Here is a 15,404-nt window from a genome sequence, read left to right as displayed (position 1 = left end):
CCTCTAGGATTGCCGCATGGACGCAGCCGAGATCGCCTCCGGCCGGGAACGCTGGCAGCGGCGTTACGACGCGGCCCGCAAGCGGGACGCCGACTTCACCACGCTCTCCGGGGATCCGGTGGAGCCGGTCTACGGGCCGCCCGGGGGCGTCTCCTGGCCCGGCTTCGAGCGGATCGGCTGGCCCGGCGAGTTCCCGTTCACCCGCGGTCTGCACGCCAGCGGATACCGCGGGCGGGCCTGGACGATCCGGCAGTTCGCCGGGTTCGGCAACGCGCAGCAGACCAACGAGCGGTACAAGATGATCCTGGCCGCCGGCGGTGGCGGGCTGAGCGTCGCCTTCGACATGCCGACGCTGATGGGCCGCGACTCCGACGACGACTTCTCGCTCGGCGAGGTCGGCCACTGCGGCGTGGCGATCGACTCGGCGGCCGACATGGAGGTGCTCTTCCGGGACATCGCGCTGCAGGACGTCACCACCAGCATGACCATCTCCGGCCCGGCCGTCCCGGTCTTCTGCATGTACCTGGTGGCCGCCGAGCGGCAGGGCGCCGACCCGAGCAGGCTCGACGGCACCCTGCAGACCGACATCTTCAAGGAGTACATCGCGCAGAAGGAGTGGCTCTTCGCCCCCGAGCCGCACCTGCGCCTGATCGGCGACCTGATGGAGTACTGCGCCCGGGAGATCCCGCGCTACAAGCCGCTCTCGGTCAGCGGATACCACATCCGCGAGGCTGGGGCGACCGCCGCGCAGGAGCTGGCGTACACGCTCGCCGACGGGTTCGGCTACGTCGAGCTGGGGCTCTCCCGCGGGCTCGACGTCAACCTGTTCGCCCCCGGGCTGAGCTTCTTCTTCGACGCGCACGTCGACTTCTTCGAGGAGATCGCCAAGTTCCGCGCCGCCCGCCGGATCTGGGCCCGGCACCTGCGCGACGAGTACGGCGCGACCAGCGAGAAGGCCCAGTGGCTACGCTTCCACACGCAGACCGCCGGTGTCTCGCTCACCGCGCAGCAGCCTGTCAACAACGTGGTCCGCACCGCCGTCGAGGCGCTCGCCGCGGTGCTCGGCGGGACCAACTCGCTGCACACCAACGCGCTCGACGAGACGCTCGCGCTGCCCACCGACGAGTCCGCCGAGATCGCCCTGCGCACCCAGCAGGTGCTGATGGAGGAGACGGGTGTGGTCAACGTGGCCGACCCACTCGGCGGTTCGTGGTACGTGGAGGCGCTCACCGACCGGATCGAGGCCGAGGCGGAGGAGATCTTCACCCGGATCCGCGAGCTGGGCCACGACGGCAGCATCACCGCGGGCATCCTGCGCGGGATCGAGGACGGGTGGTTCACCGCGCACATCGCGGAGGCGGCGTTCGCGTACCAGCAGGCGGTGGAGAACGGCGCCAAGCGGATCGTCGGGATCAACGCGCACACCGGCACCGTGGCGAAGGATCTGGAGATCCTTCGCGTCTCGCACGAGGTCGAGGTGGTGCAGCGGCGCGAGCTGGGTCTTCGCAAAGAGGCGAGGGATAACGTACGCGTGAAGGACGCCCTGGAACAGCTGGTGGCGGTCGCCCGGAGCGACGGGAACATGATTCCGGCGATGCTCGAGGCGGCCCGCGCGGAGGCCACTCTCGGCGAGATCTGCGGGGTGCTCAAACAGGAGTGGGGGGTCTACCGGGAACCGGCCCGCTTCTGACGTTCTGTGACGTCCGATATCGCCCGCCCGGCGGCGGCGCGAACAGCGCGGACAGCGTGCGAGACTAAGTAACCATGAGCGACCCACGGACCACTCCGTCGATCTTCACCCGCGGCGCGGTCGACCTCAGCGCGCTGCGTCCCTCGGCGCCGGCCAAGCCGGCCGCGCCGAGTCGTCCCGCCGCCTCCGGTGAGGCACCGGCCGGCGGGGTCCCCGGCACTGTTCCGGGCCTGGCGCCGACGACGATAATCGACGTCACCGAGACCAACTTCCAGACCGAGGTGCTGGAGCGGTCGGTGACCACACCGGTGCTCCTGGACTTCTGGGCCGACTGGTGCGAGCCGTGCAAGCAGCTCTCCCCGATCCTGGAGCGGCTCGCGGTCGAGGCGCAGGGCACCTGGGTGCTCGGCAAGGTCGATGTGGACGCCAATCCGCGACTCGCTCAGGTCTTCCGGGTGCAGGGCATCCCGATGGTGCTCGCGGTGATCGGCGGGCAGCCGGTCGAGGGCTTCACCGGGGTGCTGCCGGAGAGCCAGATCCGGCAGTACGTGGACGCGGTACTCAAGGCCGCCGGGGTCGCCGTGGAGGCGCCCGAGGACCCGCGGCTGGACGCGGCCGACGACGCGCTGATGGTCGGCGACCTGGACGCGGCCGAGGCGGCGTACCGGAAGATCCTGGCCGAGTCGCCCGCGGACGCCGCCGCCGAGTCGGGGCTGGCCCAGGTCGAGCTCTACCGCCGGATCGAGGGGCAGGACCCGGCCTCCGTGCTGGCGAGGGCCGCCGCCGACCCGGAGGACGTCGAGGCGCAGCGGCTCGCGGCCGACGTCGAGGTGCTCAACGGGCAGGCCGATCAGGCGTACGCGCGGCTGGTCGCCCTCGTCAAGCGGAGCGCGGGCGACGACCGGGAAGCCGTACGCAAGCACCTGCTCTCGCTCTTCGCGGTGGCCGGCCCGGACGACCCGGCGGTGGCCGGCGCTCGCCGTGCGCTCGCCAGCGCGCTGTTCTGATCGTCAACTGAAACGGGTCCGCGCGGCCGGCGCGGACCCGCACCACGACACCCGGGGAGGCCGTCGTGCGACGCATCGCCGTTCTGGACGCGCCGTCCAATCTCGGCCTCCGCCCGCCGACCGCCACGTCGGTGCCGGGCTGCGCCAAGGCCCCCGGCGCCCTGCGTGACCACGGCCTGCTGCCCCGCCTCGGCGCCCGGGACGCGGGCTGCCTCACCCCGCCGCGGTACGACCCCGGCGACTGGCGCCCCGGCGACGGCGTGGCCCACGCTCCGGAGATCGCGGCGTACTCCCGTGCCCTCGCCGACCGGATCGGCGCGATCATCGACGGCGGCGAGTTCCCGGTGGTCCTCGGCGGCGACTGCTCGATACTGATCGGTTCCGGCCTGGCCATGCACCGCCTGGGCGAGGCGGTCGGCGGCCGCATCGGCCTGGTCTTCGTGGACGGCCACTCCGACTTCCGCCACCCCGGCAACGCCTCCTACGTGGGCGCGGCGGCCGGCGAGGACCTCGCCCTGGTCACCGGCCGCGGACAGGCCGACCTGGCCGCGATCGAGAGCCGCCGCCCGTACTTCCGCGACATCGACGTGGTGGTCCTCGGCATCCGCGCCCAGGACGAGTACCGCCTGGACCTGCAGGCCGCCGGCATCATCACCCGCCCGGTCCCGATGCTGCGCGCCGAGGGCGCCGCGCGGAGTGCCCAGTGGGCACGTGACCAGCTGGTCGACTGCGCCGGCTACTGGGTCCACGTCGACGTCGACGTCCTCGACCCGGCCGTGATGCCCGCGGTCGACGCCCCGGACCCGGGCGGCATCGCCTTCCCCGAGCTCGAACTCCTCCTGGCCGGCCTGGTCGAGTCCCCGCACTGCCTCGGCGTCGAGCTCACGGTCTTCGACCCGGACTACGACCCCGACGGCCGCTACGCCGCCGAGATCGCCTCCGCGGTGGTGGCCGGCCTGGCCCCGGTCAAGGCCACCACCCCGCGCCCCGACCTGATCGCCGCCCGCCAGGACTTGGCCACCCACCCCACTCCGCCCCCGCTCTCAGAGGCCACGGCTCCCTCCGTCCCGCTCTCCGTCCCCCCGGCAACCCCTATCGACATCACCACCCCCGGCACGGCCGGCGCTGCCGCCGGGAGCACCGGGAGCGCCCCGTCGGCGGACCTTCTCAGCGGCCCCCGCGGTGAAGTGCCCCCCGACCATGAAGCACTCCTCGACATTTCCGAAATTTCGGATTTGTCCGTTGAGTTGGAGGTCGCCGACTCCGCAGAGGCAGAGCTTGCAGAGGCAGAGCTTGCAGAGGCAGAGCTTGCGGGGGGAGAACAAGAGGCAGGCGCAGAGCCGGAGACGGAAGCGGCCCCGAATACGGAGGCGGCACGGGTTGACGCCGACACGCAGGTAGAGGCAGGAACGCCACAGGCCGCCGCAGGCACGGAGACGGCGCGGGCCGAGGTGAGCAGGCAAGCGGAAGATCGCCACCGAGAGGGACCCGAGGCGGAACCAATCGACGGCGCCGAACCAATCGACGGCGCCGAAGCGGGCGACACGACCGAACTTGGCGACGCCACCGAACTTGGCGACGTGACCGAAGCCGGCGACGCGGCCGAAGCCGGCGACGCGGTCGGGGCGAGTGACACGGGTGACGTGGGTGCGGGTGAGGTGGACGAATCGGGGGAGCCTGTCGAGACCTTTGCGATCGGGGCCCCGCAGACCGTTCCCGCGCCCGACCGTGACATCCGGCTGCTGACCCGCCCGCTCGGTACCGCCCCGCTGCTCGACTCGGAGCCGCTCCCGGCGACCCGCCCCGGCATGCTCCGCCCACGTCCGCCCGCCGACCCACCCGCAGCCGGCGGTCTCACCCTCCCCACCCCGGGCCCAGGCTTCACCCCCGGCGCCGCCTGACTCCAGGCCGCACGGCCAGACATCATCGAAGGGCTGTCGCGCAACCGCGAGCGGTCCGAGCCCACGATCATGCTCTATGGAGGCGGCGGGGATCCACGATCAGCGCCCGTGTCGTTCTGCCGCCCTCCTGACGGCAGCCCGTGCACACGATCATGGTCGGTGTGCACCCGCCGCCCCTGCCCCGGCTTGATCGTGCGCACCCACAGCCCACCCCGCACCGCCCGCGTGCACGCACCGCCCACCTGCCGCCGCCCACGTGCACGCGCAGCCCAGCGATGACACACGGCCTGGGATGACACACGGCCTGGGATGACACACGGCCTGGGGTGGCGCAGGGCCTGTGATGACGCAGGGGCTGGGGACGCGGCTGGGCGAGCGGCGCGGTTCGTCCGCTTGCCCCACCACCCAGCCCGGCCCGGGTGAGCCACTCCCTCCCCGCACCCACCGCGCGGCAGCCCTCCCCCGGCGCGCGAGGCGACCGCCAAGCCCAGCCCCGCACCCGCCCCCCGAGCATCCACGACGAAGGAGCGACCTAAAACCCCGCAAGGTTGGGGCAGTTGGGTGGGCATACAGGGCATAAAAACGCTCTTAAAGCCCTGTATGTCCACCCAACTGCCCCAACCGTCCCACGCCGAGCAACCCCTACTTACTCAGGGAAGCGAGAAACCGTTTGACGATCGGCACCGCCGCTTCCGACCCCGCCCCGCCCTTCTGCACCATCACCGCGAAGGCCACATCCCCCTGGTACCCCACGAACCACGAGTGCGTCTGCTCATTGCCGTCCTCGAACTCCGCCGTGCCGGTCTTGCCGTACACCGCCCCGCCCGGAACGCCCTTCAGCCCGGTCCCGGTCCCCCCGGTGACCACTTCGCGCATCATCGATCGCAGCCCGGTCAGCGCGTCCGCGTCGAGGGCCTGGCCGGCAGCCGCGGCCTGCGGGGCCGGATCGAGGACCAGCTTCGGCGCCTGGAACGTCCCGTTCGCGACCGCGGCCGTCGCCGCCGCCATCGCCACCGGGCTGACCGCCGTGCTGCCCTGCCCGAACGTCGCCGCCGCCAGTTCGGTCGCCGAGGATCCGTCCGACACCTTGCCGGTGTACGCGGTGATCCCGAGATCCCAGGTCCCGCCGATGCCGAGGGCGCTCGACGCCGACTGCAGCCCGTCCGCGCCCAGCTTCGACGACAGCCCCACGAACGCCGTGTTGCACGACTTCGCGAAGTCCACGTGGAACGGGACCTTCCCCAGCACCTCGCCGTCCGAGTTCTTGAACGTACGGCCCTCGACGGTCCGGGTCTTCGGGCATTCGACCACGGTGTCCGGCGTGACGGCTCCCTTCTGGAGCAACCCGTACGCGGAGATCATCTTGAAGGTCGACCCGGGTGGCACCTGCCCGGTGAGCGCCGTGTCGACGCCGGTCCCGTCGGGCCCGTTGGCGACCGCCAGGATCGACCCGTCGCTCACCTTGATCGCGACCAGCGAGCTCGGCTGCTTCTCCGTCGAGACCGCCGCGTCGGCCGCGGTCTGGACCGTCCGGTCGATGCTGATCGTGATGTCCTTGCCGGTGACCGGTTCCGAGGTGAAGACCGGGTCCTCGGAGACCGACTCGTCGGCCGCCTCCGCGGAGACCATCACCTGGAGGCCGGGGGCGCCGCGCAACTGGTCGTCGTACTTCTCCTGCAGCCCGCCGTGCCCGACCTGGTCGCCGAGGGCGAGTGTCTCGGGCCGCTTCTCCAGGTCCTCCTTGGTGGCGTCGCCGACCTGGCCGAGCAGTGCCCGGGCGAAGTACGACGTCGGCGCCAGCAGCCGGCTCTCCTCCCGGAAGACGGTGCCGGAGAGCGGCCGCACCTCGTCCCGGATCTTGTCGTACGCCGCCCGCCGCAGCGTGACCACGTCGATGAACGCGCCGTCGTCGGCCTTCGCCACCTGGTCCTTGAGGCCGGAGAGGTCGATGTCCACGTCGACCTCCTTGAACGCCGCGGTGAGCGACTTCGTCAGCGCCGCGATGTCCTTGATCTTCTGCGGGGTGACCCCGACGACGACCACGTCCTGCTTGCTGATCAGCGCCTTGCCCGCGCCGTCCAGGATGGTGCCGCGCTCGGCGGTGACCCGCTTGAGCCGGAACTTCTCGCCCTGCTCGAGATCGGCCGAGAGGACCGCGGGTTCCCAGATCACCTGGTAGTCGTCGTCCTTGAGGATGGAGCGCACGCTGGTCTGGTACTTCCACGTGACGCCGCCCGGCAGGGTCCACGCCACGTCCAGCGGGGTGGTCGCGATGTCGCCCTGGACCTTCGGGTCGCCGGCGATGGTGACCGAGAGCGGCTGGTCCTTGAGGTCGCCGTAGTAGCTCTTGATCTCGGTCAGCACCTCGTCGGCGGAGACCTTGGCGCCCCCGGCCGTGACGAAGCCCACGTCGTTGAGATCGCCGTTCTTCCAGCCGTTGACGAAGGCGAGCGCGCTGTCCTGGGGATCCGGCTTCGAACAGCCCGCCAGTCCGCCCGCGGTGAGCAGGAGCAGCGCGGTCAGGCCGGCTGTCGTGCGGCGCATGAGGGTCCCCTCGGTGGGTAAGTGATCGGTCGGCTTGAACGCACCGTAGTAGGGAAGGGCACGTAGCCGCCGCCCCGGCAGGGGGCAAACAGCGCATAACTGCCCATCTGCTGGGCTGGCACACCCGGGGTGTGAAGGGCTGCACCCCGGGCGTTCTAGGCTGTGCCCGACACGTTCGAGCCCACAGTGTGGTGGGTGAGGGGAGCGCCAGGCCATGGCTGTCGCCGACGAGGCAGCGACCGATTCTGATCAGACCGTGCCCGAGGATCTCGTGCCCGGCCCCGGACTCGCCCTCACCGGGCATCTGGGAGCGTCCATCGACGGGGAGCTCGACGAGCCCCTTCCGAACGCCGAGCGGCTCGTCGCTCAGGCCGTCGAGCGCGCCGGCGAGGACCACACCACCGCGTCGCTCGTCGACCGGTTCTGGCGGTTCGCGCCCGACGAGGAGCTGGTCGGGTACACGCCGGACGAGATGTTCGCCGCCGCGGTGGAGCACCGCGAGCTGGCCCGCAACCGGCTACCCGGCGAGCTGAAGCTGGCGGTCACCGAGCCGCGCGGGCCGCAGGGACACACCGTCCTGCAGATCGTCACCGATGACATGCCGTTCCTGGTCGACTCGGTGATAGCGCTGCTGACCGCCCACAACCTGCAGGTCTACCTGATGGTGCACCCGCTGATCGTGGTGCGCCGGGAGCCGCTGGGCGCGCTCAGCGAGCTGGAGGCGGACGTCGAGCCGGACGACGCCATCGAGGGCGACGTGGTGGAGAGCTGGATCCGGATCGAGATCGACCCGGTCCGCCGGGGCGACGCCCGCGACCAGCTGACCAACGAGGTGCGCCGGGTGCTCACCGACGTCCGCGAGTCGGTCGAGGACTGGCAGCGGATGCGTCAGCGCGCGCTGGTCATCTCGGACGAGCTGGCCACCGCCCGGGGCTCCGAGCAGGGTCCGCCGGTGCCGGAGAAAGACGTCACCGACACCATCGAGCTGCTCAAGTGGCTCGCCCACGACCACTTCACCTTCCTCGGCTACCGCGAGTACCGGCTGGCGGAGGGCGTTCTCACCGCGGTGCACGGCAGCGGCCTGGGCATCCTGCGCGGGGAGAGCCAGCCGCGGCGGCTCGACACCATGGCGCGGGAGGCGTACGAGCGGGCGATGGAGAAGCGCCTGCTGGTGATAACCAAGGCGAACTCGCGGGCCACCGTGCACCGCTCGGCGTACCTGGACTACATCGGCGTCAAGTGCTTCGACGCCGCCGGCAACGTGACCGGTGAGCGCCGCTTCCTCGGCCTGTTCAGTTCCTCGGCGTACCGGACCAGCGTCCGTGAGCTCCCGGTGGTCAAGCGCAAGGTGATGGAGGTGATGGACCGCTCGGGTCTGTCGCCGCGTGGCCACTCCGGCAAGGACCTGCTGCAGATACTGGAGACGTACCCGCGGGACGAGCTCTTCCAGATCAAGACCGACGACCTGTACGAGGCGGTCATCGGGGTGCTGCGGATGGCCGGCCGCCGTCAGCTGCGCCTCTTCCTGCGCCGGGACGGGTACGGCCGGTTCATCAGCTGCCTGATCTACCTGCCCCGCGACCGGTTCACCACCGGCAACCGGCTGCGCATGCAGGAGATCCTGCTCCGCGAGCTGAACGGCGTCGGGGTGGACTACACCACCCGGGTCACCGAGCGCCTGCTGGCGCGGGTGCACTTCATCGTGCGTACGGATCCGGCGGCGCCCCCCGGGCCGCTGGACCCGAACGCGCTCGCCGAGCAGCTCGCCGACGCCACCCGGATGTGGGACGACGACTTCTCGCTGGTGCTCGAGCGGAAACTCGGCGACGAGCCGGCCCGCGACCTCTTCAACCGGTACGCCACGGCGTACCCGGAGAGCTACAAGAACGGGCACACGCCGTACGAGGGCATGCAGGACCTGGCCAAGCTGGAGCTGCTGGAGGAGCCCGGCCAGCTGGAGATGCACCTGTACCGCCGGCGCCGGCTCGGTACGGACGGCGAGCCCGAGCCGGACGACCACGACATCCGTTTCAAGGTCTACCGGTACGGCGAGCCGATGATGCTCTCCGCGGTCCTGCCCGTGCTGCACTCGCTCGGCGTCCAGGTCAGCGACGAGCGGCCGTACGAGATCCGCCGTGAGGACGGCCTGATCTACCTCTACGACTTCGGTCTGCGCCCCCCGAAGGTGCACCGTGAGCTGGCCGAGGTCCGCCCGCAGGTGGAGAACGCGTTCGCGGCCACCTGGCGGGGCGAGGCCGAGGTGGACGGCTTCAACGAGCTGGTCCTGCGTGCCGGGCTGACCTGGCGTCAGGTGGTGGTGCTCCGGGCGTACGCGAAGTATCTGCGCCAGGCCGGGAACGTCTTCTCCCAGCGGTACGTCGAGTCGACCTTCATCGCGTACCCGGAGATCGCCCGCCTGCTGGTCCGTCTCTTCGAGACCCGGTTCTCGCCGCAGATCCCGATCGGCGAGGCCGAGCGGGACCGGCGCGCGGCCGATCTGGCCGGCGAGATCACCGCGCTGCTCGACCAGGTGGAGAGCCTGGACCAGGACCGGATCCTGCGCTCGTACCTGACGCTGATCCAGGCCACCCTGCGGACCAGCTTCTTCCAGCGCGGCGCGGACGGGCGGCCCAAGTCGTACATCGCGTTGAAGCTGGACCCGCTGGCCGTCCCGGACCTGCCGCAGCCCCGCCCGAAGTACGAGATCTTCGTCTACTCGCCCCGCTTCGAGGGGGTGCACCTGCGCTTCGGTGCGGTGGCCCGCGGCGGCCTGCGCTGGTCGGACCGGCGCGAGGACTTCCGGACCGAGGTGCTCGGCCTGGTCAAGGCGCAGATGGTGAAGAACTCGGTGATCGTGCCGGTCGGCGCCAAGGGCGGCTTCGTGCTCAAGCAGAAGCCGGGCGACCGGGACGAGGCGGTGGAGTGCTACAAGCGCTTCATCACCGCGCTGCTGGACGTCACCGACAACATCCACAGCGGCAAGATCGTGCCGCCGGTGGACGTGGTCCGGCACGACGGCGACGACCCGTACCTGGTGGTCGCCGCGGACAAGGGCACCGCGACGTTCAGCGACATCGCGAACGAGATCTCGGTCGGCAAGGACTTCTGGATGGGCGACGCGTTCGCCAGCGGTGGTTCGGCCGGGTACGACCACAAGAAGATGGGCATCACCGCCCGGGGCGCGTGGGAGTCGGTCAAGAAGCACTTCCGCGACCTCGGCACCGACACCCAGACGCAGGACTTCACCGTGGTCGGCGTCGGTGACATGTCGGGCGACGTCTTCGGCAACGGGATGCTGCTCTCCGAGCACATCCGGCTGGTCGCGGCCTTCGACCACCGGCACATCTTCCTGGACCCGAGCCCGGACGCCGCGTCGTCGTACGTGGAACGCAAGAGGCTCTTCGATCTTCCGCGCTCCTCGTGGGACGACTACGACAAGTCCCTGATCAGTGCGGGCGGCGGCGTCTACCCGCGGGCCGCGAAGTCGATCCCGGTCAGCCCGCAGGTCCGCGCGGTGCTCGGGATGGACACGTCCAAGAGCGCGGTCAGCCCGGCCGACCTGATGCGGGCCATCCTGCGGGCGCCGGTCGACCTGTACTTCAACGGCGGCATCGGCACCTACGTCAAGGCCGGCTCCGAGTCGCACGCCGACGTCGGCGACAAGGGCAACGACGCGATCCGGATCAACGGCGCCGACCTGCGGGTCAAGGTGGTCGGCGAGGGCGGCAACCTGGGCCTGACCCAGCGCGGCCGGATCGAGTTCGCCCGCGCCGGCGGACGGGTCTTCACCGACTTCATCGACAACTCGGCCGGGGTGGACTGCTCCGACCACGAGGTCAACATCAAGATCCTGCTCGGCGGCGCGGTCGTCGACGGCGAGCTCACCCTCGCCGAGCGGGACGAGCTGCTGGCCGCGATGACCGACGAGGTCGGCGCGCTGGTGCTGCGGGACAACTACGAGCAGGCGACGGCGCTGGGCAACGCGCGGGCGCAGGCCCACTCGCTGCTCCCGGTGCACCGGCGGATGCTGCTCTCGCTGGAGCAGCGCGGTGAGCTGAACCGGGAGCTGGAGGCGCTGCCCACCGACCGGGAGCTGGCCGCTCGGTACGAGGCCGGCGAGGGCCTGACGCCGCCCGAGTTCGCGGTTCTCCTGGCGTACGTGAAGATCTCCCTGGAGCGGGAGGTGCTCGCGGACGAACTCGTCGACGAGGCCTGGACCACCGCCGTGCTCACGAAGTACTTCCCCACACCGCTGCGGGAGCGCTTCGCGAGCCGGATGACCGGTCACCGCCTGCGCCGCGAGATCATCTCGACCGCGCTGGTCAACGAGGTGGTCAACCGGGGCGGCACGTCGTTCGTCTTCCGCGCGATGGAGGAGAGCGGCGCGTCGGCGGCCGACGTCATCCGGGCCTACGTGGTGGTCCGCGACGTCTACGGCCTCCCCGGCATCTGGGCGGCGGCCGAGGCGCTGGACAACCGGGTGGAGACGCCCGCGCAGACGCTGGTCTTCCTGGAGACCCGGCGGCTGCTCGACCGCGCGGTCCGCTGGCTGGTCAGCACCCGGCGCTCGCCGATCGACGTGGCCGGCGAGATCGCCAAGCTGGGCCCCGGCGTCTCGACCCTGCTGCCGCAGCTGCCCCGGGTGATCGTCGGTGCCGAGCGGCGGGCGCTGGAGAACCGGATCGCCACCCTGGCCGGCCAGGGCATGCCGCCACACCTGGCGGACGCGGTGAGCCGGGTCTTCTACGGGTTCGGCCTGCTCGACATCCTGGAGACGGCGACCGCCGTGGGCCGGGAGCCGACCGAGGTGTCCGAGGTCTACTTCGTCCTCTCCGAGCGCTTCGGCGTGGACGCGTTGCTCTCGCACATCTCCAAGCTGCCGCGGAACGACCGCTGGCAGACGCTGGCCCGGATGGCGCTGCGGTACGACCTCTACGCCGCGCTCGCCGCACTCACCGCGGAGGTGCTGCAGTCGACGCCGGCGGACGCGACGCCGGAGGAACGGGTCGCCGAGTGGGAGCAGGTGAACGCGGCGACGATCGCCCGCGCGTCCAACGCGATGGGTGACGTCGGGGAATCGCCCGCCGACCTGGCCGCGCTCTCGGTGCTGCTGCGCCAGATCCGCACGCTGGTCAAGACGTCGGCAGCCGGCTGAGCCGGGTTCGGGGGCTGCTCCCGTAGCCCCCGAACCCGACGTCTCCCCGGTCCCACTCGACGTACGACGCTAGGCTTCCACATCTCCATGTGGAAGCGCTGCGTAATCGTTCTGTCCGTTCGGCCGACGCATTATGCCCATTTTTCCGGGCATGCCCTCACTCTGGGTGCCCCCACAAGGCTTCCGCCGCGGCGCGGGCGCTGACCAGACTCGCCCCGTGCGTCACCAGGAAGGCGCGCACCCCGGCGGGCCGCCACGCCGACGGCCACCCCATCTCCAGCACGCCGGTAGGGTGCGCCGCGGCCAGCCCCCGCGCCAGCTCCCGGGTCGCCTCCCCCTGGTGCACCCGCCGCCCGACCAGCAGGATCGGCCTGCCCCCGGCCCGCGCGATCAGGCTCTCCGGCGTGACCTCACCGGCGACGGCGTCGATCTGCTCCCGCCCACCGAGGAACGGCCGCAGCCCCCACGGCACCCGCCCCTCCGCGATCGAGTGCCCCGTCACCAGCCGTACCACCAGCGCTTTCCGCATCGCGGTCACGTCACCCTCCACGAGAAGGGCGCGCCTCGCGGCGACGAGACCGCAGGCTTCCGGTCCGCGTCCCGCCGGTTGCCGCGCCGCGTTCTCTCCTGCCATTCCTCTCGTACGCTCGACCGCGTCCTCGAATCGCTCAAGAGGCAGACGCCCGTCCCGGACGCCTTCGGCGATCTCCCCGGCCGTCGCCTCCACCAGCTCCCGATCGACCACGGCACCGACGCAGAGCAGATCCGCCCCGGCCGCCAGCGCCGCCACGGCCGCTCGCGGCACACCCCCACCCGCCGCGCCCTCTGTTCCGCGCCCGCCGCCGGCCCCCGCCGCGCCCGCCCTCGCCGCTGTGCCCGCCGCGCCGCGCATCTCCAGGGCGTCGGTGACGATCACGCCGGTGAAGCCGTACTCGCCGCGGAGCAGGCCGGTGAGCGCCGCCCGGCTGAACGTCGCCGGCGCGTCCCCGGTCAGCTCCGGCACCCGGATGTGCGCGCTCATGATCGCCCGGGTGCCGGCCGCGATCGCCGCGGCGAACGGCGGCAGGTCCCGCTCCCGCAGCACGCTCAGCGGCTCGTCCACGGTGGGCAGCTCCAGGTGCGAGTCGGTGACCGTGGCGCCGTGCCCGGGGAAGTGCTTGGCGCACGCCGCCACCCCGGCCGACTGCAGCCCCTCGACCGCGGCGCCGGTGTGCCGGGCGACCAGCGCGGTCTCCGCCCCGAACGCCCGGGTGCCGATGATCGGGTTCCGCGCGGCGGTGTTCACGTCGACGTCCGGCGCCAGGTTCAGGGTGACCCCGGCGGCGGCCAGCTCGTGCCCGATCGCCGCGTACACCTCCCGGGTCAGCCCCGGATCGTCGACCGCCCCGAGCGCCGCGTTCCCCGGGTACGCGCTCCCGGTCCGGTGCCCGAGCCGTGTGACGTCGCCGCCCTCCTCGTCGATCGCGATCACCGCGTCCGGCCGGGCCGCGCGCAGCTCCGCGGTGAGCCGGGCCAGTTGCTCCGGGTCCGCCACATTGCTCCCGAAGAGAGTGTGACCAGCCAATCCGTCCGCGAGCAGGTCCCGTGCCCAGCCCGGCGCGGTGGTGCCGGGGAAGGCCGCGAGCAGGGTGTTCAGCGCGAGCCGCCGCAACGCCGGGTCGATACTCATGGTGTCCTTCCGCTGACGGCCGCTGGCCTCCGAGGGCGCCGAGCTGCCATGATCGCTCGGAGTCGATGACCACCGTACGGACGGGTGCCCTTGCGCCCCGTTACGCTGCGGCTGCGTTTCGAGCGCCGACACCGTAACAGGAAAGATTCCTAATCATTTAGGGGACAAACACCATGGCCGCCACCCGCCTTCCGGGCACGCCCCGGTTGCTGCGCGCCCTCAACGACCGCGCGGCGCTCGACCTCCTGCTCGCGCGAGGCCCACTGACCCGCGCCCAGCTCGGCGAGCTCACCGGTCTGAGCAAGGTCACCGCCTCGCAGCTCGTCGAGCGTCTCGAGGAGCGCGGCCTGGTCCGCCGGGTCGGCGAGCAGGCCGGTGGCCGCGGCCCCAACGCCCAGCTCTACGCGGTCACCCCGACCAGCGCCCACGTGATCGGCGTCGACGTCGGCCCGGACTGCGTGGTCGCCGCCTGCGCCGACATCACCGGCACGGTCACCGGCCGCGTCGAACTGAGCACCAAGGACACCGACGACCCGGTCGGCGTCGTGCACCGCGCCGTCATCCAGGCCGCCGCCGACGCCGACACCGACATCACCTCGGTACGCCGCGTCGTGCTCGGCACCCCCGGCCTGGTCGACCCCGAGTCCGGCGAGATCTCCTTCGCCTGGGACCTGCCGCGCTGGCACCGGGGCCTCCTCGCCGACCTGCGCCGCGACCTGAGCACCCCGGTCGTCTTCGGCAACGACGTCAACCTGGCCGCCGTCGCCGAACAGACCACCGGCGCCGCCACCGGCGTCAGCGACTTCGCCCTCGTCTGGATCGGCCGCGGCGTCGGCCTGGCCAGCGTCATCAACGGCCGCCTCCACCAGGGCGCCACCGGCGCGGCCGGCGAGATCGGCTACCTCCCGGTGGCCGGCGCCGAGGTCCCGCACAACGCGGCCCGCGGCCGCGGCGTCAAGGGCGCCTTCCAGACCCTGGCCGGCGCCGAGGCCGTCAAGGCGATCGGCAGGGAGCACGGTTTCCGCGGCGCCGAGGCCGCCGACGTCATCCGCGCCGCCGTGGCCGCCGGCGAACCCGGCGAGCCCGTCCTCGACGAACTGGCCCGCCGCCTGGCCCTCGGTGTGGCCGCCGTCTGCCTGGTCCTCGACCCGCCCCTGGTGGTCCTGGCCGGCGAGGTCGGCCGCGCCGCCGGCCCGTCCCTCGCCGAACGCGTCGAGCGCGAGGTCGCCGCCATCACCCTGGTCTCCCCGAAGGTCGTCGTCACCGGCGTCTCCGCCGAGCCCGTCCTCCACGGTGCCCTCCACACAGCCCTCGACGCCGTCCGCAACGATGTTTTTGGGTCGACTACGGACTGAAGCGTCTGCACTCACCCTGAGACGGTTGGGGGCGGAGGGTGGGCATGCAGGGCGGTGAACCATTATGCCCTGCATGCCCACCC

General features: G+C 71.8%; 6 protein-coding genes and 1 pseudogene. 5 read left to right on the top strand and 2 right to left on the bottom strand.

Annotated elements, in window-relative coordinates:
* The first annotated feature begins 16 nt into the window (after positions 1–16).
* The 3 genes and pseudogenes from AB0M08_RS16090 to AB0M08_RS16080 all read left to right on the top strand — a co-directional run.
* Positions 17–1,690 carry a methylmalonyl-CoA mutase family protein gene (locus AB0M08_RS16090; RefSeq protein WP_364493200.1) on the top strand — a complete coding sequence of 558 codons (1,674 nt, stop codon included), beginning with the start codon at positions 17–19 and terminating at the stop codon, positions 1,688–1,690.
* Between the two features lie 74 nt (positions 1,691–1,764).
* On the top strand, positions 1,765–2,697 hold the full coding sequence (locus AB0M08_RS16085; protein WP_364493198.1) for a tetratricopeptide repeat protein: 933 nt from the start codon (positions 1,765–1,767) through the stop codon (positions 2,695–2,697).
* A gap of 65 nt (positions 2,698–2,762) precedes the next feature.
* Positions 2,763–3,665, top strand: a pseudogene (locus AB0M08_RS16080) (arginase family protein); the annotation flags it as partial.
* A 1,575-nt stretch (positions 3,666–5,240) separates the two neighbouring features.
* On the opposite strand, the gene AB0M08_RS16075 reads toward AB0M08_RS16080, so the two are convergent.
* Positions 5,241–7,142, bottom strand: a complete 1,902-nt coding sequence (locus AB0M08_RS16075; RefSeq protein WP_364493196.1) for a penicillin-binding transpeptidase domain-containing protein — start codon at positions 7,140–7,142, stop codon at positions 5,241–5,243.
* Between the two features lie 214 nt (positions 7,143–7,356).
* On the opposite strand from AB0M08_RS16075, the gene AB0M08_RS16070 reads away from it, so the two are divergent.
* Positions 7,357–12,297, top strand: a complete 4,941-nt coding sequence (locus AB0M08_RS16070; RefSeq protein ID WP_364493194.1) for an NAD-glutamate dehydrogenase — start codon at positions 7,357–7,359, stop codon at positions 12,295–12,297.
* 157 nt (positions 12,298–12,454) lie between these two features.
* Here the strand turns inward: AB0M08_RS16070 and AB0M08_RS16065 are convergent, their stop codons facing one another.
* Entirely contained in the window at positions 12,455–13,966 is a 1,512-nt protein-coding gene (locus AB0M08_RS16065; protein ID WP_364493192.1) for a glycoside hydrolase family 3 N-terminal domain-containing protein, read from the bottom strand.
* Positions 13,967–14,139: 173 nt separating this feature from the next.
* Here AB0M08_RS16065 and AB0M08_RS16060 point away from each other — a divergent pair, with 173 nt between their 5' ends.
* Positions 14,140–15,321 (top strand): ROK family transcriptional regulator, encoded by a 1,182-nt coding sequence (locus AB0M08_RS16060; RefSeq protein ID WP_364493190.1) that lies wholly within the window; start codon positions 14,140–14,142, stop codon positions 15,319–15,321.
* Positions 15,322–15,404: the final 83 nt, after the last annotated feature.

The organism is Actinoplanes sp. NPDC051851 (genome assembly GCF_040681165.1).
Taxonomy (GTDB): Bacteria; Actinomycetota; Actinomycetes; order Mycobacteriales; family Micromonosporaceae; genus Actinoplanes.
The sequence above is the reverse complement of the archived record's forward strand: the minus strand, read 5'-3'. Positions and strand labels throughout refer to the sequence as shown.

What these genes read in the sequence shown, in the direction of transcription:
- AB0M08_RS16070 (WP_364493194.1), top strand. Translation starts at nt 7,357, where the DNA reads ATGGCTGTCGCCGACGAGGCAGCGACCGATTCTGATCAGACCGTGCCC.
- AB0M08_RS16085 (WP_364493198.1), top strand. Translation starts at nt 1,765, where the DNA reads ATGAGCGACCCACGGACCACTCCGTCGATCTTCACCCGCGGCGCGGTC.
- AB0M08_RS16075 (WP_364493196.1), bottom strand. Translation starts at nt 7,142, where the DNA reads ATGCGCCGCACGACAGCCGGCCTGACCGCGCTGCTCCTGCTCACCGCG.
- AB0M08_RS16090 (WP_364493200.1), top strand. Translation starts at nt 17, where the DNA reads ATGGACGCAGCCGAGATCGCCTCCGGCCGGGAACGCTGGCAGCGGCGT.
- AB0M08_RS16060 (WP_364493190.1), top strand. Translation starts at nt 14,140, where the DNA reads ATGGCCGCCACCCGCCTTCCGGGCACGCCCCGGTTGCTGCGCGCCCTC.
- AB0M08_RS16065 (WP_364493192.1), bottom strand. Translation starts at nt 13,966, where the DNA reads ATGAGTATCGACCCGGCGTTGCGGCGGCTCGCGCTGAACACCCTGCTC.